General features: G+C 35.7%; 22 protein-coding genes, 1 tRNA gene and 1 other RNA gene. 17 read left to right on the top strand and 7 right to left on the bottom strand.

All coding sequences use genetic code 11. The features are described 5' to 3' along the window. Positions 1-107: 107 nt before the first annotated feature. Positions 108-569 (top strand): YcgN family cysteine cluster protein, encoded by a 462-nt coding sequence (locus tag PVV63_RS04270; RefSeq protein WP_273790803.1) that lies wholly within the window; start codon positions 108-110, stop codon positions 567-569. A gap of 27 nt (positions 570-596) precedes the next feature. Here the strand turns inward: PVV63_RS04270 and PVV63_RS04265 are convergent, their stop codons facing one another. Next, entirely contained in the window at positions 597-1,340 is a 744-nt protein-coding gene (locus PVV63_RS04265) for an SIMPL domain-containing protein (protein ID WP_273790802.1), read from the bottom strand. Positions 1,341-1,510: 170 nt separating this feature from the next. Between PVV63_RS04265 and PVV63_RS04260 the strand changes: the two genes are divergently transcribed. Then, positions 1,511-1,587, top strand: a tRNA-Ile gene (locus PVV63_RS04260). Positions 1,588-3,289: 1,702 nt separating this feature from the next. Beyond that, positions 3,290-3,472, top strand: a complete 183-nt coding sequence (locus PVV63_RS04255; protein WP_273790801.1) for a hypothetical protein — start codon at positions 3,290-3,292, stop codon at positions 3,470-3,472. Here PVV63_RS04255 and PVV63_RS04250 read toward each other — a convergent pair. Beyond that, complete coding sequence (locus tag PVV63_RS04250; protein ID WP_007347852.1) at positions 3,396-3,710, bottom strand: helix-turn-helix domain-containing protein; 315 nt, start codon at positions 3,708-3,710, stop codon at positions 3,396-3,398. The two genes, PVV63_RS04255 and PVV63_RS04250, sit on opposite strands and share 77 nt — an antisense overlap. 749 nt (positions 3,711-4,459) lie before the next feature. Here PVV63_RS04250 and PVV63_RS04245 point away from each other — a divergent pair. Further along, a complete protein-coding gene (locus tag PVV63_RS04245; RefSeq protein WP_273790800.1) occupies positions 4,460-4,750 on the top strand; it encodes a hypothetical protein in 291 nt (96 codons plus the stop codon). A gap of 267 nt (positions 4,751-5,017) precedes the next feature. Next, the gene (locus tag PVV63_RS04240; RefSeq protein ID WP_273790799.1) at positions 5,018-5,329 is read left to right on the top strand and encodes a hypothetical protein; all 312 of its coding nucleotides are present in this window, start codon (positions 5,018-5,020) and stop codon (positions 5,327-5,329) included. Positions 5,330-6,083: 754 nt separating this feature from the next. Here the strand turns inward: PVV63_RS04240 and PVV63_RS04235 are convergent. Next, positions 6,084-6,263 (bottom strand): DUF1508 domain-containing protein, encoded by a 180-nt coding sequence (locus tag PVV63_RS04235; RefSeq protein WP_273790798.1) that lies wholly within the window; start codon positions 6,261-6,263, stop codon positions 6,084-6,086. A 389-nt stretch (positions 6,264-6,652) separates the two neighbouring features. Next, positions 6,653-7,192 (bottom strand): helix-turn-helix transcriptional regulator, encoded by a 540-nt coding sequence (locus PVV63_RS04230; protein ID WP_273790797.1) that lies wholly within the window; start codon positions 7,190-7,192, stop codon positions 6,653-6,655. A gap of 360 nt (positions 7,193-7,552) precedes the next feature. Between PVV63_RS04230 and PVV63_RS04225 the strand changes: the two genes are divergently transcribed. Beyond that, entirely contained in the window at positions 7,553-8,605 is a 1,053-nt protein-coding gene (locus tag PVV63_RS04225) for a DUF475 domain-containing protein (protein ID WP_273790796.1), read from the top strand. A gap of 440 nt (positions 8,606-9,045) precedes the next feature. Here the strand turns inward: PVV63_RS04225 and pncA are convergent, their stop codons facing one another. Together pncA and PVV63_RS04215 are read right to left on the bottom strand one after the other, a co-directional pair. Continuing rightward, on the bottom strand, positions 9,046-9,654 hold the full coding sequence (gene pncA / locus PVV63_RS04220) for a bifunctional nicotinamidase/pyrazinamidase (protein WP_273790795.1): 609 nt from the start codon (positions 9,652-9,654) through the stop codon (positions 9,046-9,048). Positions 9,655-9,700: 46 nt separating this feature from the next. Continuing rightward, positions 9,701-10,237 carry a hypothetical protein gene (locus tag PVV63_RS04215; RefSeq protein ID WP_273790794.1) on the bottom strand — a complete coding sequence of 179 codons (537 nt, stop codon included), beginning with the start codon at positions 10,235-10,237 and terminating at the stop codon, positions 9,701-9,703. Between the two features lie 161 nt (positions 10,238-10,398). On the opposite strand from PVV63_RS04215, the gene ettA reads away from it, so the two are divergent. The 3 genes from ettA to PVV63_RS04200 all read left to right on the top strand — a co-directional run bounded on the left by ettA (position 10,399) and on the right by PVV63_RS04200 (position 16,628). Then, entirely contained in the window at positions 10,399-12,048 is a 1,650-nt protein-coding gene (ettA, locus tag PVV63_RS04210) for an energy-dependent translational throttle protein EttA (RefSeq protein ID WP_273790793.1), read from the top strand. A gap of 662 nt (positions 12,049-12,710) precedes the next feature. Next, positions 12,711-13,649: a methyltransferase domain-containing protein gene (locus PVV63_RS04205; RefSeq protein ID WP_273790792.1), complete on the top strand. Its 939-nt coding sequence runs from the start codon at positions 12,711-12,713 to the stop codon at positions 13,647-13,649. 2,601 nt (positions 13,650-16,250) lie between these two features. Further along, a complete protein-coding gene (locus tag PVV63_RS04200; protein WP_273790791.1) occupies positions 16,251-16,628 on the top strand; it encodes a hypothetical protein in 378 nt (125 codons plus the stop codon). A gap of 110 nt (positions 16,629-16,738) precedes the next feature. On the opposite strand, the gene PVV63_RS04195 is transcribed toward PVV63_RS04200, so the two are convergent. Beyond that, complete coding sequence (locus PVV63_RS04195) at positions 16,739-16,894, bottom strand: hypothetical protein (protein ID WP_273790790.1); 156 nt, start codon at positions 16,892-16,894, stop codon at positions 16,739-16,741. Between the two features lie 1,095 nt (positions 16,895-17,989). On the opposite strand from PVV63_RS04195, the gene PVV63_RS04190 reads away from it, so the two are divergent. From PVV63_RS04190 to mraY, 8 genes are all read left to right on the top strand, one after another. Then, on the top strand, positions 17,990-18,499 hold the full coding sequence (locus PVV63_RS04190; protein WP_273790789.1) for a lytic transglycosylase domain-containing protein: 510 nt from the start codon (positions 17,990-17,992) through the stop codon (positions 18,497-18,499). A gap of 83 nt (positions 18,500-18,582) precedes the next feature. Next, positions 18,583-18,973, top strand: an RNA gene (gene rnpB, locus PVV63_RS04185) — RNase P RNA component class A. Positions 18,974-19,235: 262 nt separating this feature from the next. Continuing rightward, positions 19,236-20,234 (top strand): 16S rRNA (cytosine(1402)-N(4))-methyltransferase RsmH, encoded by a 999-nt coding sequence (gene rsmH, locus PVV63_RS04180; protein ID WP_273790788.1) that lies wholly within the window; start codon positions 19,236-19,238, stop codon positions 20,232-20,234. Further along, positions 20,231-20,635: a hypothetical protein gene (locus tag PVV63_RS04175; protein WP_273790787.1), complete on the top strand. Its 405-nt coding sequence runs from the start codon at positions 20,231-20,233 to the stop codon at positions 20,633-20,635. Before rsmH ends, PVV63_RS04175 begins: the two co-directional genes overlap by 4 nt. Then, entirely contained in the window at positions 20,635-22,377 is a 1,743-nt protein-coding gene (locus PVV63_RS04170) for a penicillin-binding protein 2 (RefSeq protein WP_273790786.1), read from the top strand. Before PVV63_RS04175 ends, PVV63_RS04170 begins: the two co-directional genes overlap by 1 nt. 23 nt (positions 22,378-22,400) lie before the next feature. Next, positions 22,401-23,852: a UDP-N-acetylmuramoyl-L-alanyl-D-glutamate--2,6-diaminopimelate ligase gene (locus tag PVV63_RS04165; RefSeq protein ID WP_273790785.1), complete on the top strand. Its 1,452-nt coding sequence runs from the start codon at positions 22,401-22,403 to the stop codon at positions 23,850-23,852. Next, positions 23,849-25,270, top strand: a complete 1,422-nt coding sequence (murF, locus tag PVV63_RS04160; protein ID WP_273790784.1) for a UDP-N-acetylmuramoyl-tripeptide--D-alanyl-D-alanine ligase — start codon at positions 23,849-23,851, stop codon at positions 25,268-25,270. Before PVV63_RS04165 ends, murF begins: the two co-directional genes overlap by 4 nt. A 21-nt stretch (positions 25,271-25,291) precedes the next feature. Next, positions 25,292-26,362: a phospho-N-acetylmuramoyl-pentapeptide-transferase gene (gene mraY / locus PVV63_RS04155; RefSeq protein WP_273790783.1), complete on the top strand. Its 1,071-nt coding sequence runs from the start codon at positions 25,292-25,294 to the stop codon at positions 26,360-26,362. Position 26,363: the final 1 nt, after the last annotated feature.

The following is a 26,363-nucleotide window of genomic DNA, read 5'->3' as shown; positions in this document are numbered from 1 at the left end:
TATACATTGAGTTGAATCTTTTTAAGAGACAGAAATAGATGAAATTATAGAAATTAAACGTTTTATTTTTATAGATCGTCTTAATTAAAAAAGGTGTGTCTGAGTTTATGAGTGGAGAACTCCCCTTTTGGAAAGTAAAAAAATTAGAAGAGATTTCCATTTCTGAGTGGGAGAGCCTTTGTGATGGCTGTGGCCGTTGTTGTCTCCATAAAGTTGAGGACGACGATACGGGTGACCTTTATGCAACCAGTATTGCTTGTCGCCTTTTAGATGGGGAAACTTGTAGGTGTCGAGATTATGCTCATCGTAAATCAATAGTACCAGATTGTATGTCGCTAGACATTACGACAGTTAAAACAGCGCGTTGGCTTCCAGAAAGTTGTGCTTATAGATTAATTTATGAGGGAAAAGATCTTCATTGGTGGCATCCATTAGTATCAGGAGATTGTCAGACGGTACATACAGCGCGTATTTCTGCACGCGGACAAATAGAGGTTTACGAAGACGAATTATTATCTGAGGAAGAATATCTTTATCACATTACTGGTCTTCTACGTGAAGGCCAGTAATGTAATTTTTATACAACTGTTTGTGACTTAATCGATCGCAAAGACTACAGTGACGCTCACGTTATAATTTAACTCACCACCTGCAAAATTTGTATTTGCGTAGCTTACATCTGCTGCTCTACTCATGAGACGTGGTGTTGGGTGATAGTAATCATCCTTTTCATTGATTTCAATAATTTTTCCTAATTTTAAATCGGCCGCTTGCGCTATCGTTTGCGCTTTTTCAATGGCTTCAGTAATGGCTTTTTTACGTGCTTCTTGATAAAATGGCTTTGTATCTGCGTTGGTAAAAGTAATGCCGTTAACTGAATTAACACCTAGTGACATCGCTTGATCAAAGATTTTACCAGCATTGGTAAGATCACGAATGCGTACGGTTAAAGAATTTGAAACATGATAGAGTTTTTCATTATTCTTTTTTTCGTGCTGTTTATCAGAGGTTGACTGATAAATGGATAAGCCTGATGTTTGCAAATCATTTGCTTGGATACCATTGTTTTTAAAAGCTTTTATAATATCATTGATGGATTGATTATTGGAAGCTAATGCCTTTTGGGCAGTTTTATCATAGGTAACAACGGCTAGATTAATAATTGCCATATCCGGTGCGGCTTGACTTTCTCCGATTGCTGTCACTGTAATTGTTGCATTTTTCATTTTATTTTCTTCAGCATAAGCACGTACAGTCAACGATGTGGTTAAGAGTGTAAATGCTAATATAACTGTTTTAACCAGAGAACCCTTCAGTGGTTGAATTTTCTTTTCTATCATATCTATACCTTTATATTTGTCAGTTAATTATTCTCTCATTTTTAAGAGTTTTTGTAAAGAAATTAGAGCACTGAAAAAAAAACCAATAGAAAAGAGAAAAAGATGGGTTATAATCTTTGTCAGCTCTTGTATCATAGGGCATTTTAGTTTAGAGAGAAACAACCTATGTGGGGCCTGTAGCTCAATTGGTTAGAGCCAGCGGCTCATAACCGCTTGGTTGGGGGTTCGAGTCCCTCCGGGCCCACCAATAGGGAAATATCCAATAGAAAAATGGATCGCTTATATAAAAGTTTTGAGATTCTACCTTTTTCGTTTTTTTTTATTTATTTTCCTGTTTGTTCTAAAATCCTTTAGTCGTTGTTTGTTTCATTTTTTTCTCTCAGTCACTTTAATATAAAGTGAGGGTATATTTTTTTAGTCTCATCAAAGAAGTTCTCTCATTTGCAACATTGTAGCATTTTGATTAACTGATATGTGTCGCTATTTACTTGCTTAATTCATATACTGTTTTGTACTTTTCTTGTGTGATGTGCTTCATAAAATAGAAGGCTAAAAGCTTCATTGGATAAATTTATTTATACTTGTTCTGCAAATAAACAGATCTCAATAAAACCAATTTTAAAGATTGGACCTGTTCAGAACAAATGGCTCAAAAAACATTTAGTGTAAATTTGCTTTTTTCTAAGTGATGTTAATGTCTTTTAGACGTTCGAATAGCATCATCGTGATGAAAGGTTGTATATAAGAGAATGTGATCTATAGGCGTTGATATGTATCATGGGGTCAACGATGATAACATTTGTTGATATTTTCTTTTTCCCAAGAAAGGAGTTCTATTTGATTTTGAGAAATATTGTTCATAGTGACGGAGGCGTGTTCTTTGAAAAGAATTTCATCAATTGTTCTTTGAAAAATCAATTGAGTGATTGTTTCTATCGCTTTGCATCATCCCGATTTTATTGTAATAAGCATTTTATTATTCTGTAAGAAATGTTTTCTATGATATTAGAAAATTCGTTAAAATGCCATTTTCTGTCTTTGTGTATTTTTTTCTTAATGTCCAAATTATAGAGTTTTCATGTGATCCGAATTATTATTGAAGAGCAGACGTCTTTTTTAATTTTACTCTCATAAGGGATTGGCAATATTGCGGTAAACCTACCACTTTTTTGTATTGCTAACCTTTTTCTCGTATTGATCGTGTAGAGAGTTTTATCTTTGTTATGAGTTTTCTCTCTTATGAAAAAGTATTGGCAGAGAGGGGGATTTTTTTGTAAAAGTACACTTCTTCTTCAAAATCATACTTTGAAAATATAATTCTTCATTTGCATAAGGGAATTTCTCTCTTGTTGTAAATCTGCATACAATTTACGTACAAAGATTGTGCGTGGTGATTCGTTTTATTTTTTAATAGTATTATTTTTGCTCATGATAGAGACTTATATTAGTATTTACAAGGTGTGTTTAGAGGGGAGGTTACCTGTAAACGTGTTACAGAGTTTTAGGTAGTGTGGCTCTGTTTATAAGAATTTATTCCTATAACATTGTTATATTCTTGCTTTGCAATATTGTTTAAAAAACATAGATAGTGCTATGTAGAATAAAATTGTGATGTATTTTTTCAAAAAGCTTTTTCGTGTTCTCTTATATAGAGTTCAGGAGTGTCTTCAGGGATATTTTCACATTAGTTTTCATTGGTCCGAATCGCAAGATCTGCGTAACATTATTCGCGTTTTTGATAGATTATACCAATTTTCATAAGTAAGGTCTGGATCGTGTGATGCCTTTTGTTTCACCATGGTACATGACTAATAGAACTTCATCTGATTTTGTAAAATAAGTTTGTACACAATTGCTTCCATACTGCCTATTGCAAATATTTTTTTCTAAGGTATGAGATATATTTGAACGCTTTAGCGTTATATAGTTTGACTACATGGAGTATGACTATGAAGAATGATAAAAAATTTGAAACAACTTTATCTGATATTATTGTGAAATGGGAGTCTTTATCGACGTCTCAAAAGCAAGCGATATTGGATAAAGTAGAAAATTCTACAGATTCTGCTCATTCAACAGAACATTTAAGGCTTCAATCTTCTTTTTATCTCCAGACGAAATCAAAGTTATGAGTTTTAAATCTTCATCGGAGATGTTGAAACCAGTTATTACATATATGGCACTAGCATTTCCCAGTGTGTTCAAAATAGCCATGAGTTTATCTACAGAAGGCCTCTTTCCCCCATTTATCATTTGTTGGACGTAATTTTGTCCACAGCCTGCAGCTCTGCTTATTTCAATCATTGTTCGTCCGTCACTTTTTATCAATTCAACTAAGCGTTGGAACCAATCTTTTTCAGTCTTTGTCATTTTTAGACCTTTACATATTTACGCTATAGCGTTAATATTGCGTTGCGAATCCAGAATATATGATACAAGGAGCGTGAAAATATCCATGTGTAGCTCTTCGCTAAGGAAGCATATAGAGTTGTTTTTAACTAATAACAAAATGTCCCCATACACTTTCAGATTCGAATCAATAAAAATGGTTGCTTAGTTCCACGGTTGTGAAAAAGTAAATGTGTATACCAGAAAGGGCGATACACACTCGTATGTTTATGAGATTTCACTGTGATAGTATACGTAGCAGCATTATAAATCAAGATATACCCCAACATCAGAATTTGTAAAAAAATTCTGCGTTGAGGTAGTATGTGAATATAACGAAGCTTTAGAGCCTTAAGAGATAGGATAATGGCTGTAGAAAAAATGTAAATTCATAGGCAAAGAATACTGATTTCTCCTTTATTGTAATAAATTAGATCACTATCAGATGGTATATCGTATATATGCATTAAAAAATTGGGAAATATCAAAAAAGTGATCTTGGATATTTTATTAAACAGGAAGGTAATCTGATCCACAAAGGTGGTTGTTTGGTAGAATTATACATTCGATCAATGCCCTTATGGGGATGAGTGTGTTTTTATGATGCTGCGGTTTATAATGAAGTCTGTGTTTACAATGATATTGTTATTTATAACAATGCATTAACATATGGTTGTGTAGTCGTTCGTAAGAGTTTGCATGTTTATGAAAAATAAGAGCTTTATCGTTATTTGAATATGAGTGGAGATGCATATGTTTACGCTAATGCGGTCTTTTTTGATCAAGTTTTGAATGTTCAATGTATTGAATTTTATGGTGATACTCGTGATTGTAGAAAGGCTCGAGTTTATAATGATGCTTTAGTTTATGGTGATGTAAAGATTTGTGGGAAGGCAAAATTTTACAGAAATGCTGTGCTTTGTGACAGTGAAGATTTTTGTAATAATGAAAAACTTTCATATAGCCGCATTCCACATGGCGTAAAAAGGAAGATAGGAACGATTTGGGCAAGGCTTTTATGATTGCATTGCGTCGTTAGTTTTATTTGACGTTCCTTATTTTTTGTATTTTGTGTCAATAAATGTGTCGCAAATAATTGGTGTGAGTGTAGATTTAGCCGCTTTCAGAGATTTGTTTGCGCCATTGATCAATGCTTTAATGGAGAAAATAAGAATGCCGAGAGTGATTGTTCACACTTGGAACATGCAATTTATTGCATTCTTTTTTTGATTGAGGATGAAATAAATTGGTCAAGATGATCACTTGAGCGACAATTAAGGGAGATCCAAATGAGTGTAAACGAAATTTTATTGGGAGCAATGGTTGTTGTTTTGTTGTGCAGCGGGGTTATATTTCGGTTTTCTTTATATTATCGCAGTCAAGTGAAAATTTTAAAAGAGGAATCTAGAAGAATAAAGCATGAGTTTTTAAGAGATTCTATGAAGATGACTGAAGAACGAGATAGAGCTATTAGAGAGCAAAGTATGGTGATTAAAAGACGTGACCAAGCAATTGAAAAACTGAAAAAACAAATTAAGCAATATGAAAAAAATGAAAAGAAATATAAAAAAATGCTTAAATCTGAAGATGATAAAGAGTGATTGTATTCATATTTTGCATTAAAGGGTTTGAAAATGTGTTAGGAAGATTGGAATGACGAGAGAGATAAACTTTAATGAAGCCAATTATGGTGCTGATGGAGATATTGTATTAGAAGAGAATATTCAAGTTTACTCTGATTTTATGAAAACATTTAAGTTTATAAGACAGAGCGTCGTTGGTCATAAAATAAGAGTTTATGATGATAAACCAGTTTATAGGTAGGCTGGTTATTAAAAAGCGCGTCTATACAATCCAGCAATTTTATATTATTGCTGGAAACAATTTTGCACGTTCCTTTTAGATGTAAGGTATAAATGCTACGATAGTTTCAGCTAATAGGTATAAAAAGTTGCATGATAATAGGAAGAAAGAGATATTTGCTTTTTATGAAGATGAAATGGGTAAGTCAGTTATGATTATCAGATACAGAAGAGGAATATGAACGTAAAAGATATTAATATCTTGTAGAGTAATTATATCTCTCATTGATGTTTATCTTCTCTTCATGTGCGTTTATTTTTTATGAAAAATACAAGACTTAAGAGATTTTCTTTTTGATAAAGGCTATAGAGATTTGTGTGTGATTGAAAATAAACACATAATCTGTAAGAATATGACTGTTATTTGTAAGCGTCAGAAATAATACAAAAAACGCCCTCTCATTGAGGGAAAAACAATCACTGTTCATTTGTCACAAAAATAACTCAACATACCATTATACAAAATAAACGCTTGTTTTAATGGTAAAGAACGTTAGGATTGTAGTTCTCTAATAAGAGCCTTATGTGTAACTTCTTTTATTTGCTCAATATTGATTAGGATATCTTGTTTTGTTGGATAGCCTTTACTAGAAAAAGCAATTTTTTGTGCATCTCCTGAGATTAAACGCCAGTACCATTGATTGTGAACTCCTTGAAACACCTCAAAATACATGTTTCTCACCTCATAAAATAGCTGATAATTTTCAGGATAAATATTTAACTAATCCGTTTGTAAACATTAATGTATGTCTCTATAGGAAGTCGTCAATATATTCCCCTTAAATTTTCTGACTTAAAAAATAATTTCTATGAGAGCTATTATTCTTTTAACAAGAAAAAATTTCTTGTCAATAAGATATGAATGAGAATTTTATACTATAAAATTATTTTTTTAAGTTAAAGACACTATACTTTCACTTACAACGCAAATATTTTTATTGTCGTTACAGAAACAAAATTTATAAATTATACAAAATTCCACCAGCACGGATAAAGTAAAAACACTTTTCTCCATACTGGTAGAGTTTAATCATTTCTTGTTTTTTCTTTTGAAATAGACGTTTATTGATTAGCTATAACCTCTTTTTGGGATACGCTTCGAATGAGTAAATCAATGAATAAGCTAAGGGTGTAAGAATTGGCCATTTTAGCTTTCATATCGATAAGAGAGGTTGTAGTTTTAGGGTTAAAACTATTTGATAAACCTTGTCTTGACAAATATTGCTGCAATTTTTCATAAGAACTGTCGATTTTTTCTTGATTTAGTTTTTCGTTACGATCACTATCGGCAAGTGTTTCTTCCAGTCCCTCGATTTTTTTAATAAAATAATTCCAGTCAAAATCACCTTTTGTATATTCGGTGTCAAACATTTTTCCTTGTCCAGTTAAAAGCCAATTAATATTGACACCATATAACGTGCGGTATGTTTGTAAGACACTAAGATTGGGTTCTCTCTCTCCACGCTCATAAAAAGCAATGGAATTTTTTGTCATGCTAAAACTTTTAGCTAAGGTTTCACGTGATGGATCGCCTAAAGCAAGACGTACATAACGTAAACGTTTTCCAAATATGGTTTTTGATTCAGTTTCAGGACGTGCCACGAATTATCTCCCTCGGTAAATCATCATGGTATAAATCATTAAATAATAAAAGCACACTATGTATTAATATTCTATGATATAATGTCAATATTATAGCTTTAATTTCTTTTTATTTTTTTATTTTCGTGGATAGAAAGCAATCTTTCACTTATTGTATTGACAATTGATATTCACTTCAAAACAAAATTCCTTGTTTGCTACATTTGTCTCTTGCTTTTTTTGAGAGAATTTTCATGTAACTTTACCATATATATTCTATACACCTCTGCATTAATAGATGCAACTTTAAAGAGATGCAAACTTTGGATTTGTACTGGGTGTGCTTTAGATGAAGTAGAAAATAAACTTTGAGGAATGATCATGGCCCTATTACGCTATTTTGGGTTTGCTTTTTTTTTCACGATTATTGGTGTCTTTTTAGGAGGGGTTATTGGTTGGTTTGAAACGGAAAGTATTACTGGTTTTCTTAAATATTTTTTTATTTGCGTTGTTTTAGGAATTTTGGAAATTTCTTTATCTTTTGATAATTCTATTATCAATGCGCGTGTTCTTAGTAGAATGAGTCCATTGTGGCGTCGTCGTTTTCTTATATGGGGCATTTTGATAGCTGTATTTGGGATGCGAATTGTTTTTCCATTATTGGTGGTTGTCGTTGCTGTTGGGATTAATCCAATTGCGGCAGTCAAATTAGCGATATGGGAACCACATCGATATGCTGAAGTTTTAACCGATGCGCATATGGGGATTGCTGCTTTTGGAGGAACTTTCCTTATGATGGTTGGCTTAAAATATTTTTTTGATTCTGAAAAAGAGGTGCATTGGCTTAATGTTATAGAGAGACCTGCTCAAAAGTTTGGGGCGCTTGTTGGAATTGATATTGCAATTGTTTTGATTTTGATCTTATTTGTTTCAGGTCAGATTGACGCAGAAAATAAAATAACTTTTTTATTGGCAGCCCTTTATGGACTTTTGACCTTTATCGGTGTTGAAGTTGTTGGTCATCTCTTGGATACTCCTCAAAAGACTTTAACAACAGTAGCTCACGGGGGAGTAGGGTCGTTTCTTTATTTAGAAGTTCTTGATGCTAGTTTTTCTTTCGATGGCGTGGTTGGTGCTTTTGCCTTTTCACATAACCTTTTTATTATTGCGATAGGTCTTGGTATCGGTGCATTTTACGTTCGTTCTATGACAATTATGTTGGTTGAATCGGGAACATTATTGCATTATCGTTATTTAGAGCATGGTGCTTTTTATGCAATTCTAGTTCTTGCAGTGATTATGTATCTGCAAACGATTATATCGGTTCCTGAAGTTTTAACAGGACTTGTGGGAATCTGTATTATTGGAATGGCATTATATTCTTCGATTCGTTTTAAGAATCGTCAATTGTATAAACATGTTGTGTCTAAGTAATGGAGATTTTCACGCTTTTGTTTATCGCATATCTTTGAATAGAAAGAGGTCTGTCATGCAAAATAAAATACTATTTTATTGCTTATTTGCGTTTTTTAAAGTTGAGTTCATTGCATGATACTACCCATGAAGGGAATAATGTACAATCTCTAGGATACTTTTTGACCTAAATATAAGACAGAAAGCTGATGTTATACTTTTTACCAGCTTTCAATATTATGACAAGCTCTTGCATTTAATGGGTCATAAGAAGCATTCTTACTGTTTTCTTGAATGATTTATTCATACATTGATTCTCTTTGTAACGTGTAAGAGAATGTTTTTGAAACAGGTTTGAAATGAGAGAATTTACGATATTCTGGACTCTTACTTAAATATGTGTAAAATAATTTATCCTTTATAAATCAGTGTATTATAATGGTAGATTAGAGAAGGATATTTTAAGAGACCATTAAAAGTTCTATACCAGCTTCGTTCATCGTTTTAAGCATAGTGTTTAGTGATCCGTTTACATCAATACCAGCACAGGCATTTAATGAAACACTGACTTTAAAACCGCATTGCATAGCGTGAAGAGCAGAAAATCCGACACAAAAATCAGTTGCTAAGCCACACATAATGAGCTTAGTAAAACCATGTTCTTTGAGATAAACTTGTAAACCTGTTGGTGTTTTTTGATCATTTTCAAGAAAAGCAGAATAGCTATCCATTTTTTGATTATAGCCTTTTCTAAGGATAAGTTGTGCCTTTTCTACTCTAAGAGATGGATGGAATTCTGCTCCTTGTGTTCCTCGTATACAATGATCAGGCCAAAGTATTTGAGGACCATAGTCAAGAATGACTGTATCATAGGGCTTTTTTTCAGGATAGCAGGAAGCAAAGCTGCAATGGTTTTTGGGATGCCAGTCTTGGGTTAAGATAACGTGGTCAAAATGATTTATGAGATTATTGACGGCGGGTAAAATAGCATCACCTTGTGGTACGGCAAGTGCTCCACCTAGTAAGAAGTCATTTTGAACATCAATGACGATTAAGGCTTTTTTTTCCATAAATATATTCCTATACGAGATGAGCTTTTATCGTATTTTTAAAAAGCTATATATCGTCTTGAAGTTTTGAAATGATGTGCTGGATATTGATATTATTTTTATAATTATCAAGCCAAAAGAGGGGGATGGATAAGTTTTTACAATTGGTTTTATAGTTTTTTACGAATTGTAACCACGTACCAATGGGAAGTGCACTGTATTCATTTGTTGCTACGTGTTGATGCAAAGCTTTCATGATCATTGGGCTTGGGACGTCAGATCCCATAAGGCGGCGGTCGTTTTGTAAACGTAATTTAAGCCATATCAAGGCAAGGGGTGAGGTCCATTGCTTTCCGTAGCAAAAAATCGATGAAAAAAGAGAAGGATTTTTTACTGCGTAATATAAAGCCCATAAAGCGAGAAAAGAAGGCGCATAGAGAATTGCTTTTCTTTGTGGTACCATATTACATTGATAAGTTGGTTTAATACGATAAAAATACAATGTTATATCTGGTATGGAAAAGAGAGGTAATGTTTGATAACAGGTTTCAGGTACAGCTAAAAAGATTTGCTTTTTGCTTTTTAGGGAGATGTTTTTTTGCATTCAGGACCATACTGGGGCTTGTGAGATTGGAAAAAATGTACCAATATAAAGCGAAAAGCTTTTGATACGATGTAAGTGCTATTTACTGTACAGTTTCAAAAAGCAAAAGCAGTTTTTTCAAATTCCTAATCTTTAATATCGCACAATATAAAGAGAAATTTATGGCACGTCAATTTATCTATCATATGGCTGGGCTTAACAAGTCTTACGGCAATAAAAAAGTTCTAGAAAATATTCATTTGTCTTTTTATCCAGATGCAAAGATCGGTATTTTAGGGCCAAATGGTGCGGGGAAGTCAACTATTTTACGTATTATGGCTGGGCTAGATAAGGAATATACGGGAGAAGCATGGATTTCTGAAGGAGCACGCTGTGGTTATCTACCACAAGAACCTTTGCTTGATGCGAGCAAAGATGTGCGTGGCAATGTAATGGAAGGTGTTGCAGATAAACAGGAAATTCTTGAGCGTTATAACGAATTGATGATGAATTATAGCGAGGAAACGGCTGATGAAAGTGCACAGCTTCAGGACATTATTGACAGTCAGAATCTTTGGGATTTAGAAAGTCAAGTGGAAATGGCTATGGCTGCTCTTGGTTGTCCGCCAGCCGATGGGGATGTAACAAAACTTTCGGGTGGTGAGAAGCGGCGTGTTGCACTTTGTAAATTGCTTTTGTCAAAACCTGATTTATTACTTTTGGATGAACCGACAAACCATTTAGATGCTGAAACGACGGCTTGGCTTGAGAGGCATCTACGTGAATATCCAGGGGCTGTGCTTTTGATAACCCATGATCGTTATTTTCTCGACAATGTAACGGGTTGGATTTTAGAGTTAGATCGCGGTAGAGGTATTCCTTATGAGGGGAACTATTCTGCTTATTTGGGGGCTAAAGCCAAGCGTTTGGCTCAAGAAGGCCGTGAAGAGGCAGCGCGTCAACGTGCTTTATCACGTGAGCAAGAATGGATCGCTTCTAGTCCAAAGGGGCGACAAGCAAAGTCAAAAGCTCGGATTAAGGCTTATGATGAGTTGGTTCAAGCAGCACGTGAGCGCCGTCCTGGAGAGGCACAAATTATTATTCCTATTGGAGAAAGATTAGGACAGGTTGTTATTGAGGTTGATAATCTCTCTAAAGCTTATGGTGAACGTGTATTGATTGATTCTCTTTCTTTTAAACTTCCTGCTGGTGGCATTGTCGGCGTTATTGGGGCCAATGGTATGGGAAAGTCGACCTTGTTTAAAATGTTGACGGGACAGGAACAGCCCGATTCAGGTCAAATACGTATCGGTGAAACAGTTCACATGAGTTATGTGGATCAGAGTCGCGATTCCTTGGTGGGGGATAAAACTGTTTGGGAGGAAATTTCTGGTGGAAATGACATTATTAAATTAGGTAAATATGAGATGAATAGCCGCGCTTATTGCGGGGCTTTTAATTTCAAGGGGGCAGATCAGCAGCAGAAGGTGGCAAATTTATCAGGAGGGCAGCGCAATCGCGTACATTTGGCGAAACTTCTAAAAGAGGGGGGGAATGTGCTTCTTCTTGATGAACCGACAAATGATCTTGATACTGAAACATTAGGTGCATTGGAAGATGCATTGGAAAATTTTGCTGGTTGTGCAGTTATCATATCGCATGATCGTATGTTTCTTGATCGATTGGCAACACATATTTTAGCCTTTGAAGGTGATGGTCATGTAGAATGGTTTGAAGGTAATTTTGCTGAATATGAGGCTGATAAAGTTCGTCGTCTTGGGGCGGAATCTCTTAATCCTAAGCATGCAAATTATAAACCTCTTACACGCTAGAAATTTTTTTCTTATCTCAACTTTGTTGGAATAATAGTGTACTTTATTGCGTTTGTTATTTCATAAATAAAGTGTGTGTACTCTGTGTAAGTTTTTATTCATTAAACAAAGAGTAAGAGACACTTTATGAAATTATGACCTAAATAGGGTTATTCTACTCATGATATATAACCGGTTATTGCTTGTAAAATTGAAATGAAAAGGAGGGGATGAAGAGTATAGTACTATTTCTACAAATGCTCTGGTCATTGAGCATTATTATCTTTACTTAATAAAAATGCAAGCTGGCACTATCATGTTATTTATTTTTTCTCAATGGTATGCAGTTCTTGTTTTGAGGTGGGTATAAAAGATATTTTTATCCATATGTCCCCTCCGTTTATGAGCTGTAAGAGAATGATTTGGATTGATTTATCATGAATAGATTTGAAATGAGAAAAATTTACGGTATTCTGGTTTTTTATTCAAGTTAACAATGAATGAATTATTATTATAAATCAATGCATTCTCATTATAACGAGCTGCAGGGAGATAAGATCTGTTCGTTTTTTACATTAGCCTATTTTTTTCATAGTATGATAAAATAGAGAGAACAAAATAGATGAGAATATGCGTTGTATGCTTGACTTTTTTTCCTATAAACAAATGTTTAGGGGATAATTATGCAAAAAAGTGCAAGTTTAGATGCAATGATTGTGCTGCTGAAAGCGGTCGCAGAAGTAAGCCATTTACGTGTTCTTACGCTCTTGCGTCATGAAGATTTAACAATTCCTGATTTTATTTTTATTCTTGATCAGTCGCAAGCGTGTATATCACGATATTTACGTTTCTTGTACGAAGCTCGATTGATTGAGCGTTATCAGAAGGGAGATAGCCTTTATTTTAAGCTTTGTCATGATTTTTGGGGTAAAGACATTGTGATGGGTGTTCTTTCGGCTTTGCCAAAGCATGATGTGTTGTTAGCGCATGATTTAGAACGTTTGAAGGATGTCAAAAAGCAGCGTCAAAAAACGAGGAAGAAGCATTTCTTACAAAATACGTTGCAATGGGATGTATTACGGTCATCCTATATGGCAGATCAGGGTGTAGAAAACGCTTTACTTGAAATCATTGGCGATAAACCATTTCAGACGATGCTGAATATTGGAAGAGGTGGAGGCTCTATCTTAAAATTGTTTTCTAATCTTTATACGCATGCGGTTGAAGTCGTGCTTGATAGCAATGTTTTGCACTTGTCTGTTGGAGATACAACTTTTGATTTAGTTATTCTTCATTGGGTTTTACATTTTCTTGAAAATCCTGAAATATTTCTTCATGAAATATCAAGAGTTTTGCGTCCTCATGGCCGTTTATTGATTGTGGATTTTGGTTATCATGAAATTGAGCCTTCATATTCCGATCAAGCGCATATGCGTCTTGGATTTTCGGCTTTACAAATAGAACAATGGCTTAAAAATGCGGGACTTGTTCTAGAACAAACGGTTTGTCTTACTCCTATACAAAATGAAAACAGTGAGGAGGGTATGGTTACGCTTTGGCTTGCTCGTGATCCGCGTTTATTGGTTGACGATATCAAAGATAAACAAGTAGATTTTGCATAAATCGCGTTTGTTAACGTGCTTTATTCTCTGATTTTTCTCAAGGAATAGCGTAGAGATAAAACTTTATTCAATCATTGATAAGCTATTGTTTTTTACATTTGTATTATGTTTTTATATGGGAGTATTGGTGTTTTATAGCGGCGTGTAGGCTGTATAATGAAAGCACCTTCTATAGAGTTAAGCCTATGAGGATCATGATTTAAGGTGTTCTTGATATCATATTTATGTTATTAGCCAATATATTGATTTTAAAAGATCATTGATTTTTTTAGACTCAATGAGAGGTTTGAATACAGGAATATTTTTTCATTTCAAATTTCCTGTTTCAGAATCCAAAAGAGTCTGTTTGTCTGTTACAAAAGAAGGTATTTATCTTAATGATACCGTTTGTAAAAGAAAATACATCTTTGCGGCTGCAATATGATATAATGCCGCACAATATAATATAGTGATGGCTCATACCTTCATAAATGTCAAAGATGGTGTGCCCAATAGTCTTAAAATATCTCTTTAAAACAGGTTCTTAGATAAGAAATGCCTTGGAACTTTTAGTGAGGAGTGCAAAAAGATGCTCTAAAAAGACGAAAAAGTAAAAAGGTGAGACAATGCATGATTTTCATTATTTAAAATACAGCGTTATGAGCGTGTTTGAAAGTCGTAAAGGCAAATGAAAGGGATGGTAAAGATAGCAATAGTTTTTTATCTTTGGGATTTTATGTTTCTTCCAAAATGAATGATGGCTTTTTAAGATTTCTCAACCAGACGTAAATATTTTTACTCTAATTGGGCATATAAAAGCTGGGATTTTTCACATGGCTCTCATTTTCTCTAATCTTTATTTCAAACATATTGCTATGTTTAGAGCAGGTGTTGATTTACAAGTAATAGAAAAAGTAAAAGCTTGGTAGATGACGCCATAAAATTACTCATAAATTGGTAATGGATTGGAGTGATATTCTGAATTTTAAAAACATTTTGTACAACAACGGTTATAATAACGCATCTGGCTTTACGTTTATTTCTTCCTATAAGCATTCATATATGGTGTTCATCTATGTGTTTTGCATTATATTCATAAAAATAAGATCGGCGATGATCTATGGATAGTCCGTGGCTGAAAGTAGGAAAGAAAAGCGTGATATTACACTAAAGTTTCGTATCTCTTTATCATGAGAAGTTATGAAGGTTATTAAATAAGTCCATTGTTCTTGCCAAACGTATTTTCTTTCTTTTTATGTTTGCCGCTCATCTTATGACGCAGTCCGTGGGTATAGCGTAAAATTGATAGGGCACCATCGTCTTTAGTTTAAGTAAAAGTTGTAAGCCGGCATTATCGTTTTATGTTTTTTATCCATATGCTTCTTCTTGTGTGTAATGTGCGATAGTATGGCTATTCATTGATTCAATAGATGAAGATTGAAAATAAGGGAACCTTACGTTCTTGAGATCTCTCATGTAAATTGTAAATGATGAGTTATGATTGTAAATCAATGAATTGTTTACGTTAGAAGAACAGACTATACAATTTTTTATCACAGAAACTACTGTGTGTATTATTTTACGGGATCATTTAAATGATAGAGATTAAGAGAAAATGTCTGCATTGATTTCGGTTTGTTATGTTAAAATGCGTTAGAGACTGTTGGTTATTGTAAAATGATTTATCGTTATTTGGAATGACGATGGGGCATGATTCGAAACAAATACCTTCAGAGTTCTCATTTTTTCATAAGATTAAGCAGTTTAAATTCTTCATTGATTTTTACATGAGGGATGTAACAATATTTTAATGATCATTTACAGAAATTTTTTATAAAAATAGATAAGATTTTATTTCTCTAATTTATTGTTTTATATGAATAATTCATAGACTTCTTGCAAGAAGATGTTTTTCATTTTTTACGGTTATTTGTGTAAGATTTTAAAAATCTACGTTTTTCTTTTTGTGGTGATTGCTGTTGGAAAAATGATTCTACTTTTACGTAGTTTGATTTTTATAGGGTGGATACGTAGAAATTACTGTTTTTTTAATTATGATCATCAGAGTTATGAAAGAAACTATTTAAAAGTTATAATGATCGTAGATTCTAATTGGTGCTTCTAGAAATAAAATTGCTTCAAATTGGGTCATTTTGAACTTTTTTTGCCTAAATTTAAACATTTTTAAATAATTTATAATTCTTTTATGTTTTTTTGCGTAGAAGATGATAAGAATTTCTTGTTGTTTAAAGAATTTTATTCCATAGCAAGAATATTGCATCGGCTATCTTAGTGGTTGATGTAAGAGGACGATCGGGGAACCTCCTCCCCCCCCCCGCGTGGATCCCCTAGATTGTCTGGCCTGACTGAGGATTTCCTCAGTCAGGCTTTTTGTAATTATTTTAGGAAATGTAAGGTGTTATTAGGGGGGAAGTGTAAGATCTGTTATTGTTTCGCCTATAGTACCTAAATACATAGAGGGGTGGGTCTTATTGGGCGGAGAGTGTTAGCGTATTCATTTTTAATAATTTGATTTTTCTTTATTGAGGCATTGTTGAATGCTATAAGGGGAATCATAAAAGGAATCTATGTTTGTATTCTGTGATCTTTAGGTAAGAGATAATGGGATCTTTTTCGCATCGTATTATTTTTATTTTATTCGTATTTTTTATTTCTGGCGCTGTCTTTTTTGCTTCTCAAAGTAGTGTTGTTTATCAGTTTTTTTCCGGTCGTTCTTCTTTTTCTTCTCAGAAGCTTGATGTAACAGAGGAGGAGTTGTTAGAGAGATTGTCCGTGTCTTTTCCAGATATTATCAAGCATCTTTCTAAGATGGACCCTCAACAGCAAGAGTTGTTTATTGCGCAGCTGCGTCGTGATGTAATTGCGCTTGCTGCTAAAAGTGGTCAGAGTCGTGAGCAGGCTCAAAAATCTGGTGAAACTGTTGCTATGGCTCTCTCAAAAGCGATTTCTCGTCCTTCCATTGCTAATGCTTATTTTTAGCTATTTTTTAATTGCGCTTTTGGGTTTTATTTTAAGGAGAAAGAGCTTTTCGTGAAGTTTTGAAAAGTGCGAGGAGATAATCAATTTGTAAGATAATTAACAAATTTATCTTACTCAAAAGGTGTGCAGTCGGAGTATAACGGTAATGTTGCAATCATTACAGGAGAGATAGAAAATCTATCAAGGGTATTGGTCAAGTTAATTGCATTATCAATCGCTACAATGACAAAAGCAGTATTGACTATAATAAAATACGTTAATCGCATTTTATATGCCAGTTATTTTTTTATTTGATATGAGAAAATAAAATTTTTTAAAGGATTTAAGCTTTCTTTGTTCTACGGGTTTTAGGATATTTATCCACTTGTATGATTTCTGAAAATGAGGTGCAAGGCTGATAAGGTGATAGTCTGTGACAAAGAAAAAATATTTGAATGAAGATGAGAGGTCTATTTTTATTTAAAAAGGCTTTGGGGGTATTGAGTTTTCTAACATTTTTCAAAAAAACAGACACAAGTAATTGTTAAGCTTTATTGTAGAGACAAAGACGGATATAACTTTTTTAGTATATTGTTTTATAATGATAAATTATCATTTTATCTTGAATAAGAATCTTAAGAATTGTAAAATTTTCTCATTTTAAATTTATTCATGGTGAAAAAATCAAAATTAGTTTCTAGTACACTACCAGTGGGAGGACTGTGTGGATAATAGCTCTTTTAAAAAGGAATTAAAAAGCTTCTTTGAGACATCTTGAGAGCTAAAAGTCTGTTGCAATATTTTGAATTGGTAAAGAGTATGATGGTTTTAGTATATTTATGAATTTTTTATGTGCGATAATGGGGGGATTTGTTTTGTGATTTGTTGAGGTTTTATCGGATATAAAGAGTGCTGTGGGTGTTTTAACCAGAGAGAAGCGTTGATAGCGGTTTATATTTTTATGAAACTTTCTTGATATTGAGCATCTCCGGTAAAAAGATGCTCTTGTCTCTCTTACTTTGTGGGATTGATCCCAATAAAAAAATTAATAATTTTATGTAAAAAATGTTACATCTAGTTAAGATGCGATTTTTTTAATATAAAAATTAAGTGATACAATAGCGATAGCAGCAATTTATAGATTATATCATTTTATTTAATACGCTATAAGCTTAACCATAGTTTCTTTATTTTTTTATTTTATGATATAGAGAAATCTATGATTTGTGAATAAAGAGATATTCTTTTGTTACATGATTTTATCTTGAAATTGTCTTACTCTTTCCTTTTTCAAGCCGTTCTTTTGCTTTCTTTTTTTGTATAATACGTTTGCAAATTACTTGCGGCTAGAATTTGAGAATGTTTGAGTGAAGAGAAAGAAAATGCAATTTTTGAAAATCTTGTTAAATACAGCGTGTGCTGTATTTTTTGTATTTGACATAAGTTGGACTCATAGTGTCTTAAATGTTGCGGAATCAGGAGAAGCCTCAGTGATTGTTGCTCCTAAGATTCCTGATCGCCCTTATGAGTTTCTTATTCAGAAACTTGCGAATAAATATAATGTTCCCGTTAATTTAGCACATGCTGTTGTAAAAGTTGAAAGTAATTATAAGGCAGGTATAAAGGGGGCTGCTGGCGAAATAGGTTTGATGCAAATTAAACCCTCTACGGCACGAGGGTTGGGCTTTAGTGGTTCTGTACAGGATTTGTACGATCCTGCGACCAATCTTGAATATGGTATGCGTTATTTGGCACGGGCGTATAAACTCAGTGGTGGAAGTACGTGTGGTACAATCCTTAAATATAACGCAGGTCATGCTGCAAAAAAAATGAATTCCATTTCGGCGAAATATTGCGCAAAAGTGAAAACTTATCTGGCTTCATTAAAATAAAAACATCTGTTGAGAGAGGTTTGTCATAAAATATTTTAAGATGCTATTTTCATTGAGCAAAAAATATTTTATAAATCAATATGTCAGTCGGCTGGGCAGCCGCGCTTGTCTGATGCTGAAATATGGCAGGTGAGGAAAGTCCGGGCTCCATGGAAAGACGGTGCCGGGTAACACCCGGCGGGGGTGACCCTAGGGAAAGTGCCACAGAAAGTAAACCGCCTATTTTTATAGGTAAGGGTGAAAGGGTGGAGTAAGAGCCCACCGCGCATTCAGTAATGAATGTGGCAAGGTAAACCCCACCGGGAGCAAGACCAAATAGAAATGACGTGCAAAATTTAATTTGCAGCCGATTTCCGGGCGAGTCATTCGGGTAGGTTGCACGAGGCGGATGGTAACATCCGTCCCAGATGAATGGTTGCCATGTAAAGTGTAAGCTTTACTCTACAGAACCCGGCTTATAGGCCGACTGATATTTCATGATGATACGCGATATTTTATAAGATCGATTATATATGATCTTTTATGGAGTCTATGTGTTTGAAATGGACACTTGAGCAAAGTGTTTTAAAAAATTATAACATTTCTTTAAGTATAATGCGTTAGGATCTGTTTTGGGATAACTTTAGTTTTTTCGTTCATTGTGATTAATATGAAAGTTGAAGGCTAGGTTATTCTAAGATCAGTTGCCATGAGAGAGCTGTTGATTTGAGACAGCATAACTTCAAGACGGATTATTTTGATAAATCAGGATCAAAGAGCTGAACGCCATATTCCAGTGTTGTTGCAGCCAGTTTTGACTGGGCTTATGCCATTGGTTGGAGCAAAAGTAATTGATGGTACCTTTGGTGCTGGTGGTTACACGCGCGCTTTGTTAAAGGCAGGGGCACAGGTGATCGCTCTTGATCGTGATCCTCATGCTATCAGTGCAGGACAATCGCTTGTTGAAGAATTTTTTCCACGTCTTCGTTTGGTCCATATGGCATTTTCACAGCTCGATCGTGTCGTTGAAGAGAAGGTGGATGCAGTTATTTTGGATATTGGTGTCTCTTCAATGCAGCTGGATGAAGCAGAAAGAGGTTTTTCTTTTCAAAAAGATGGTCCATTGGACATGCGAATGGCTCAGACTGGTTTTACAGCCAGCGATGTTGTCAATCATTTAAAAGCAAGGGATTTGGCACGTATTTTTAAGATATTAGGAGAAGAGCGTTATGCGGGGCGAATTGCACGGATGATTGAAAAGCGTCGTGTTGTACAGCCTTTTTTGCGTACAGGTGATTTGGCGTATGCTATCGAAGCGTTGATAGGACGTAAACCGGGAGATCGTATTCATCCAGCAACACGTGTATTTCAGGCTCTTCGTATCTATGTTAATGATGAAATTGGTGAATTGGCATGTGGTTTATTTGCTGCTGAACGCGTTTTAAAAGCTGGAGGCCGTTTGGGGGTTGTCAGTTTTCATTCTCTTGAAGATCGTATGGTCAAAAGATTTTTTTCGGCTCGTTCTGGAGAATGTATGAGATCACGCTATCTGCCTGAAATGAAGGCTGCTCCAGCAACATTTTTTCCTTTGTTTAAAGGTGGGATCACGGCAACTAAAGAGGAGTTACAGAAAAATCCTCGTTCACGTTCTGCGAGGTTGCGTATTGGTGTACGGACTGAAGCAGAGGCTCTTGCAGCAGATATGAAATTATTTGGTTTAGCAGAGATTGCCAGTTTTGAAGGCAGCAAAAAATGACAGTTTTTCGTACATTTGATATGATTTTAGTGTTGATTATGATTTGTATGGCAGGTCTTACTTATAAGGTAAAATATGATGTTCAAAAACGAATGAACGAAGTTCTTCATCTTGAGCATGAAATTGCTGCAGCAAAAAATACGGTAAGTTTGCTTCATGCTGAGTGGGCTGTGATGATAAGGCCTTCACGCATGCAAAAACTTGCGAAACGTTATCAGAAAGAACTTGGGTTAGAGGTTATACAGCCGCGTCAAATCGTGGAGTTTAAAGACATTCCGGTACAGGTACATGATCAAATTGAAGAAGTGATTAAACAAAATATCTTGGAAGATAATCAGGATATTTTGACAAATAATCGAGCTTCTCAGATCAATAGTGTTGTCCAAAAAGGCGCGCAGTAATGAAATCGACTTTTTTATTCTCACAGAAGAAAAAGCGCTTAAAGAATTCGTTGAATAATCATAATGTTTCTGTTCGTCGTCCCTATTCTAGTCGTCCACGTTTGCTTTTTTCGTTGTTCTGCTTTTTAATTTTATATGGAATCATGGGGGCTTGCCTTATTTCTTATGGGTTGGAAGGTGGACAGATTGAAGAAGCAAAGGGGCCAGGAGTTCTTCAATTGATGGCACGGCCTGATATCGTTGATCGTAATGGTCGTTTATTGGCAACAGATATTAAAACTTATTCACTTTTTGCTGAGCCACGACGTATTATTGATGTGGATGAAACAATTGAATTGCTCTCAACAGTTTTGCCTGATCTTAATTGGCAGGAAACCTATAAGCGCTTAAAAAGAAAATCTGGTTTTTCTTGGATACAGCGTGGGTTAACACCAATGCAGAAGACGCAAATTATGGCTCTTGGTATACCAGGAATTGGTTTTCGGACTGAAATTCGTCGTTTTTATCCTGATGGACCTGTAACTTCTCATATTCTCGGTATGGTGAATGTTGATAATCAGGGCATTGCAGGTATGGAAAAATACATTGATGATGCGGGGCTGAGTGCTTTGCGTGCCGCTGGTCTTGCCATGGAAGAATCATTAAAACAAGTTCAGCTTTCGATTGATGTGCGTGTTCAGTCAATTGTTCATGATGAACTTATTCAGGCTATGAAGCGTTATAAGGCAATTGCTGCAGGAGCTGTTATTTTAAATATACATACGGGGGAAGTTTTGGCTTTGGCATCACTACCAGACTTTGATCCTGGAAATCCTGTTGAAGCTTTAAAAAGTGATCGTCTCAATCGGATGACGGCAGGAGCTTTTGAAATGGGATCGATCATTAAAAGTTTTACGACCGCTATGGCTCTTGATTCCGATATTTTTCATTTAAACAGTATTATTGATGCTTCAAAGCCAATAAAAGCAAGTAGTGGCTATACTATTCATGATTTTCATGGAAAAAATCGACCCTTAACGTTATGGGAGGTTTTTATTTATTCTTCTAATATTGGTTCTGCTAAAGAGGCGTTGGCGATAGGGATTGATAAACATCGTGGTTTTTTGCAAAAACTTGGATTACTGGATCGTCTCACAACAGAGTTGCCTGAAGTTGCCCACCCTATTGTGCCAAATCATTGGAAGGATATCCATTCTATGACGATTTCTTTTGGGCATGGTATGGCAACAACACCCTTGCAAACAGCTGTCGGGGCTGCTGCTTTAATGAATGGTGGTTGGTTAATTGCTCCGACATTTTTAAAACGGCCAAAAGAACAAACTTTGCACCATGCAAAACGGGTTTTGCAGGCTAAAACAAGTCAAAATATGCGTTACCTTTATCAATTAAATAGTGATATTGGTTCTGGACGTAATGCAAAAGTAGAAGGCTATCGTGTAGGTGGTAAGACAGGAACAGCTGAAAAAGTTGAAAATGGAAAATATTCTAAAACAAAAAATTTCAATAGTTTTCTTGCTGCTTTTCCTATTGAGGATCCTGCTTATGTTGTTTTAACAATTATTGATGAACCAAAGCCTGCTGAGGGACAGCGTTCAGCAACAGCGGGGATGAATGCTGGACCAATGCTTGCTAATATTGTTCGTCGCACAGCTAGTTTTCTTGGTGTAAAACCCGATTTTAAAAAAGAATATGAGCCTCTTTTAAGTAAAAAGAGCAATTCAAGTTTCGTTAAACAACGGTAAAATGAATATAAAGGTGCGTTATCATGTTGTTGGGAACAGTTTTTACAGAATGCGTTGAAGATGAAAGTCTTTCTTCAATAGAAATAACAGGAATAAGTGCGGATTCTCGACAAGTTTTGCCAGGCTATGTTTTTGTTGCTGTTCAAGGAAAAAAAAGTGATGGAAGACACTATATAGATGATGCGATAAAGCGTGGTGCACGAGCAATCGTTACAGATTGTCATGCTGTTCTTGAGGATTTATCTGTTCCCATTTTACGTGTTTCTAATGTTCGTCATAGTTTAGCGTTGGCAGCTGCACGTTTTTACGGTTCTCAGCCTGAAACGGTCGTTGCTGTGACTGGTACAAGTGGTAAAACATCTGTTGTCTCTTTTCTTCGGCAAATTTGGACTTATGTTGGATTTTGTGCTGCGAGTATAGGAACGGTTGGTGTTGTTTCTCCTAAACGGAATGTTTATGGTTCTCTCACAACACCTGATCCGGTCGTCTTGCACCGTCTTCTTTATGAAATTTCTCATGAAGGTGTGACACATGCAGCTCTTGAAGCTTCTTCGCATGGGCTTGATCAAGGGCGACTTGATGGAGTCCGTTTAACGGCTGGTGCCTTCACCAATTTAGGGCGAGATCACATGGATTATCACACGGGGGTAGAGGATTATTTGCGGGCTAAAATGAGGTTATTTGATACACTTTTGCCTGTATCTGCTCCTGCTTTGATTTTTGCTGATGATGTCTATTCACAAAAGGTTATTGATGTTGTCACACAAGCGCGTCGCCGTGTTTTGACAATTGGTCGTAAGGGGCAATTTATCACGATTAATCGTGTCGAACATCAACGCTCAAAACAGTGTATTGAGTGTCGTGTGGAAAACAATATTTATACATTTGATTTGCCTTTAGCTGGAGATTTTCAGGTCGCCAATGCGCTTATGGCAGCGGGGTTAGCAATTGCAACGGGTGCTTCACCTCGTAAGGTTTTTTCTGCGCTTGAAACTTTGCAGGGGGCACCTGGGCGATTAGAGTTTGTGGGAAAGACAGAAAATAATGCGCTTGTTTATATTGATTATGCCCATAAACCAGAAGCTTTGGAGCAGGTTTTGCTTTCTGTTCGTCCCTTTACGCAAGGGCGCTTGATCGTTGTTTTTGGTTGTGGAGGAGATCGTGATCAAGGAAAAAGACCTTTGATGGGAAAAATTGCGGCGGATAAAGCGGACATTGTTATTGTAACGGATGATAATCCTCGCACAGAAATGCCAGAAAAAATACGCAAGGATATTTTACAGGCGGTGCCAACAGCAATAGAGATAGCAGATCGTGGTGAGGCTATTTCTTACGCGGTGGAGCTTTTGAAAGTTGGTGACACATTAATCATTGCTGGAAAAGGTCATGAGGATGGCCAAATTATAGGGCAGACAACTTATCCTTTTTCAGATCGTCTGAAAGCGATAGAAGCTTTAGAGGACCGAAAGAAATGACAGCTTTATGGGATAAGCAAGCACTTGTTGCTGCAATTAATGGTGTTGTAATGGGAAGCATGCCAGAAACTTTTTCTGGGGTTTCCATTGATAGCCGTACTCTTGCGGAAGGGGATGTTTTTTTCTGCATTAAGGGGCATCATCTTGATGGTCATGATTTTGCTGCGCAAGCTTATGAACGAGGTGCAGGCGTTCTTATCGTTGCGGAACACCGTTTGAGGGATATGAAAAAGATATCGGCTCCACTCATTGTCGTTCCTGATGTTTTGCAAGCCTTAGAACAACTTGCACAAGCTGCACGCAAACGTTCAAGAGCTAAGATTATCGCGGTAACAGGATCAGTGGGAAAAACAACGACAAAAGAAGCTTTGAAACAAGCTCTTGCAACTGCTGGGAATGTTCATGCGAATCTCGCTTCTTTAAACAATTGCTGGGGGGTTCCACTCACTTTAGCGCGGATGCCTATGGAGAGTGATTATGGTATCTTTGAAATTGGTATGAATCATAGAGATGAAATTCGCCCTCTGGTCAAACTGGTTTGTCCGCATGTTGCTCTCATTACGCATATTTGTGCAGGACATATGGGTTTTTTCAAAGATCTTGAAGAAATAGCAAAGGCAAAAGCTGAAATTTTTGAAGGATTAGATGAAAAAGGAATTGCCATTTTAAATGCGGATAGTGATTTTTTTTCTTATCTCGTTCAAAAAGCAAAGAAATGCGGTGTAAAGAAGATCTTAAGCTTTGGTGAGACTAAAGATGCTGATTATCAAGCGCGAGGTATACGTCTTCTAACTGATAGTACTTCTATGATTGTGCGTATTGGGGGGCGGGATAGGGAGGTTCAAATTGGTGCTCCAGGACGCCATATTGTGCAAAATAGTTTAGGGGTTATTGCTGCTTGTGATGCTATGGGGGTTGAGTTAGAGCCTGTTTTTCTTTCTTTTCGCCATTTTTCTTCTCAAAAGGGGCGAGGTGTTCGTTATCAATTGTCTTTATCAAATGGGGGTGAATTTTATCTCATTGATGAAAGCTATAATGCAAATCCTGCTTCTATGCGTGCTGCACTTGAGCTTCTTGCTACAGGACCTGTAGGGAAAGAGGGGCGGCGAATTGCTATTTTAGGGGATATGCTAGAGTTAGGGGAGTATAGTGAAAAGCTTCATCGTGATTTAATAAAACCAATACGTCTTTCCGGTGCTAATCCGGTTTTTCTATTTGGTGAGGCGATGAAATCTTTAGTCAGTGATTTGTCTACCGGTGTTAAGGTTTATTATGCTGAAAATATTGAGAAAATTTTACCGCTTCTTTTAGCAGAAATTTCTTCTGGGGATCTGCTTATGGTTAAATCATCCAATAGCCTTTGTTCATCAAATATTGTGACTGCATTGCTTGATCGCTATAAAGCGGTTTCTTCATAGTTTTAAGAGGTTTTTTGTACAATGATGCTGTTTTTTTCTTCGTTTAGTGATTGGCTTCCAGGTGTGAATGTATTTCGTTATATTACTTTTCGCACGATAGCGGCTATGCTTACTTCGGGACTTATCGTCTTTTTGTTTGGACCTAGCATCATTGCTTCTCTTAAATTGCGGCAGGGTAAGGGACAACCGATTCGTGCTGATGGTCCTCAAACACATTTTAAAAAGGCTGGAACACCTACAATGGGTGGATTGATGATTTTAACCGGCATTGTGGTATCGGCATTTTTGTGGTGTAATTTATCGAATATTTACTTTTGGGTATCGCTATTGGTTATGCTTTCTTTTGGGGCAATTGGATTTTATGACGATTATCTTAAGGTCACAAAACAAACAGACAAAGGATTTTCTGGGAAAGCACGGTTAAGCTTAGAGTTTTGTGTTGCCGCAATTGCGGCTTTTGTTATTCTGAAAATTGGCTCATCTGGATTCGCTTTGCCTTTTTTAAAAGATTATCTTATCAATTTGGGCTGGTTTTTTATTCCTTTTTCTGCGTTTGTTATTGTCGCGACGGGTAATGCGGTTAATTTAACGGATGGACTCGATGGGCTTGCTATTGTTCCTGTGATGGTTGCAGCTTTATCTTTTGCTCTGATTGCTTATCTTTCTGGTAATATGAATTTTGCTGATTATCTCCAAATCCATTATGTATCGGGTACAGGTGAATTGGCTGTTTTATTGGGAGCTGTTGTTGGGGCAGGGCTTGGTTTTTTATGGTTTAATGCACCACCTGCAGCTATTTTTATGGGAGATACTGGTTCATTGGCTCTTGGAGGACTCTTAGGGACTGTTGCGGTTGCTACGAAACACGAAATTGTTTTGGTTCTTATTGGTGGGCTTTTTGTTGTGGAAGCTTTTTCGGTCGTTATTCAGGTTGGTTATTTCAAATTAACAAGAAAACGCGTGTTTCTTATGGCACCGATACATCACCATTTTGAGAAAAAAGGCTGGACTGAAAGCCAAGTCGTGATACGCTTTTGGATTATTTCGATTGTTCTCGCTCTCATAGGTCTTTCAACACTTAAATTGCGGTGAG

Origin of the sequence: Bartonella sp. CM31XJBT (assembly GCF_028618555.1) — a bacterium.
Taxonomy (GTDB): Bacteria; Pseudomonadota; Alphaproteobacteria; order Rhizobiales; family Rhizobiaceae; genus Bartonella.
This window is presented reverse-complemented; position numbering and strand designations above follow the sequence as displayed.

Excerpts from the sequence above, each read along its gene's own strand:
- PVV63_RS04270 (WP_273790803.1), top strand. The coding sequence starts at position 108 with ATGAGTGGAGAACTCCCCTTTTGGAAAGTAAAAAAATTAGAAGAGATT.
- PVV63_RS04265 (WP_273790802.1), bottom strand. The coding sequence starts at position 1,340 with ATGATAGAAAAGAAAATTCAACCACTGAAGGGTTCTCTGGTTAAAACA.
- PVV63_RS04255 (WP_273790801.1), top strand. The coding sequence starts at position 3,290 with ATGAAGAATGATAAAAAATTTGAAACAACTTTATCTGATATTATTGTG.
- PVV63_RS04250 (WP_007347852.1), bottom strand. The coding sequence starts at position 3,710 with ATGACAAAGACTGAAAAAGATTGGTTCCAACGCTTAGTTGAATTGATA.
- PVV63_RS04240 (WP_273790799.1), top strand. The coding sequence starts at position 5,018 with ATGAGTGTAAACGAAATTTTATTGGGAGCAATGGTTGTTGTTTTGTTG.
- PVV63_RS04235 (WP_273790798.1), bottom strand. The coding sequence starts at position 6,263 with ATGTATTTTGAGGTGTTTCAAGGAGTTCACAATCAATGGTACTGGCGT.
- PVV63_RS04225 (WP_273790796.1), top strand. The coding sequence starts at position 7,553 with ATGGCCCTATTACGCTATTTTGGGTTTGCTTTTTTTTTCACGATTATT.
- pncA (WP_273790795.1), bottom strand. The coding sequence starts at position 9,654 with ATGGAAAAAAAAGCCTTAATCGTCATTGATGTTCAAAATGACTTCTTA.
- PVV63_RS04215 (WP_273790794.1), bottom strand. The coding sequence starts at position 10,237 with ATGCAAAAAAACATCTCCCTAAAAAGCAAAAAGCAAATCTTTTTAGCT.
- ettA (WP_273790793.1), top strand. The coding sequence starts at position 10,399 with ATGGCACGTCAATTTATCTATCATATGGCTGGGCTTAACAAGTCTTAC.
- PVV63_RS04205 (WP_273790792.1), top strand. The coding sequence starts at position 12,711 with ATGCAAAAAAGTGCAAGTTTAGATGCAATGATTGTGCTGCTGAAAGCG.
- PVV63_RS04200 (WP_273790791.1), top strand. The coding sequence starts at position 16,251 with ATGGGATCTTTTTCGCATCGTATTATTTTTATTTTATTCGTATTTTTT.
- PVV63_RS04195 (WP_273790790.1), bottom strand. The coding sequence starts at position 16,894 with ATGCGATTAACGTATTTTATTATAGTCAATACTGCTTTTGTCATTGTA.
- PVV63_RS04190 (WP_273790789.1), top strand. The coding sequence starts at position 17,990 with ATGCAATTTTTGAAAATCTTGTTAAATACAGCGTGTGCTGTATTTTTT.
- PVV63_RS04175 (WP_273790787.1), top strand. The coding sequence starts at position 20,231 with ATGACAGTTTTTCGTACATTTGATATGATTTTAGTGTTGATTATGATT.
- PVV63_RS04170 (WP_273790786.1), top strand. The coding sequence starts at position 20,635 with ATGAAATCGACTTTTTTATTCTCACAGAAGAAAAAGCGCTTAAAGAAT.
- PVV63_RS04165 (WP_273790785.1), top strand. The coding sequence starts at position 22,401 with ATGTTGTTGGGAACAGTTTTTACAGAATGCGTTGAAGATGAAAGTCTT.
- murF (WP_273790784.1), top strand. The coding sequence starts at position 23,849 with ATGACAGCTTTATGGGATAAGCAAGCACTTGTTGCTGCAATTAATGGT.
- mraY (WP_273790783.1), top strand. The coding sequence starts at position 25,292 with ATGATGCTGTTTTTTTCTTCGTTTAGTGATTGGCTTCCAGGTGTGAAT.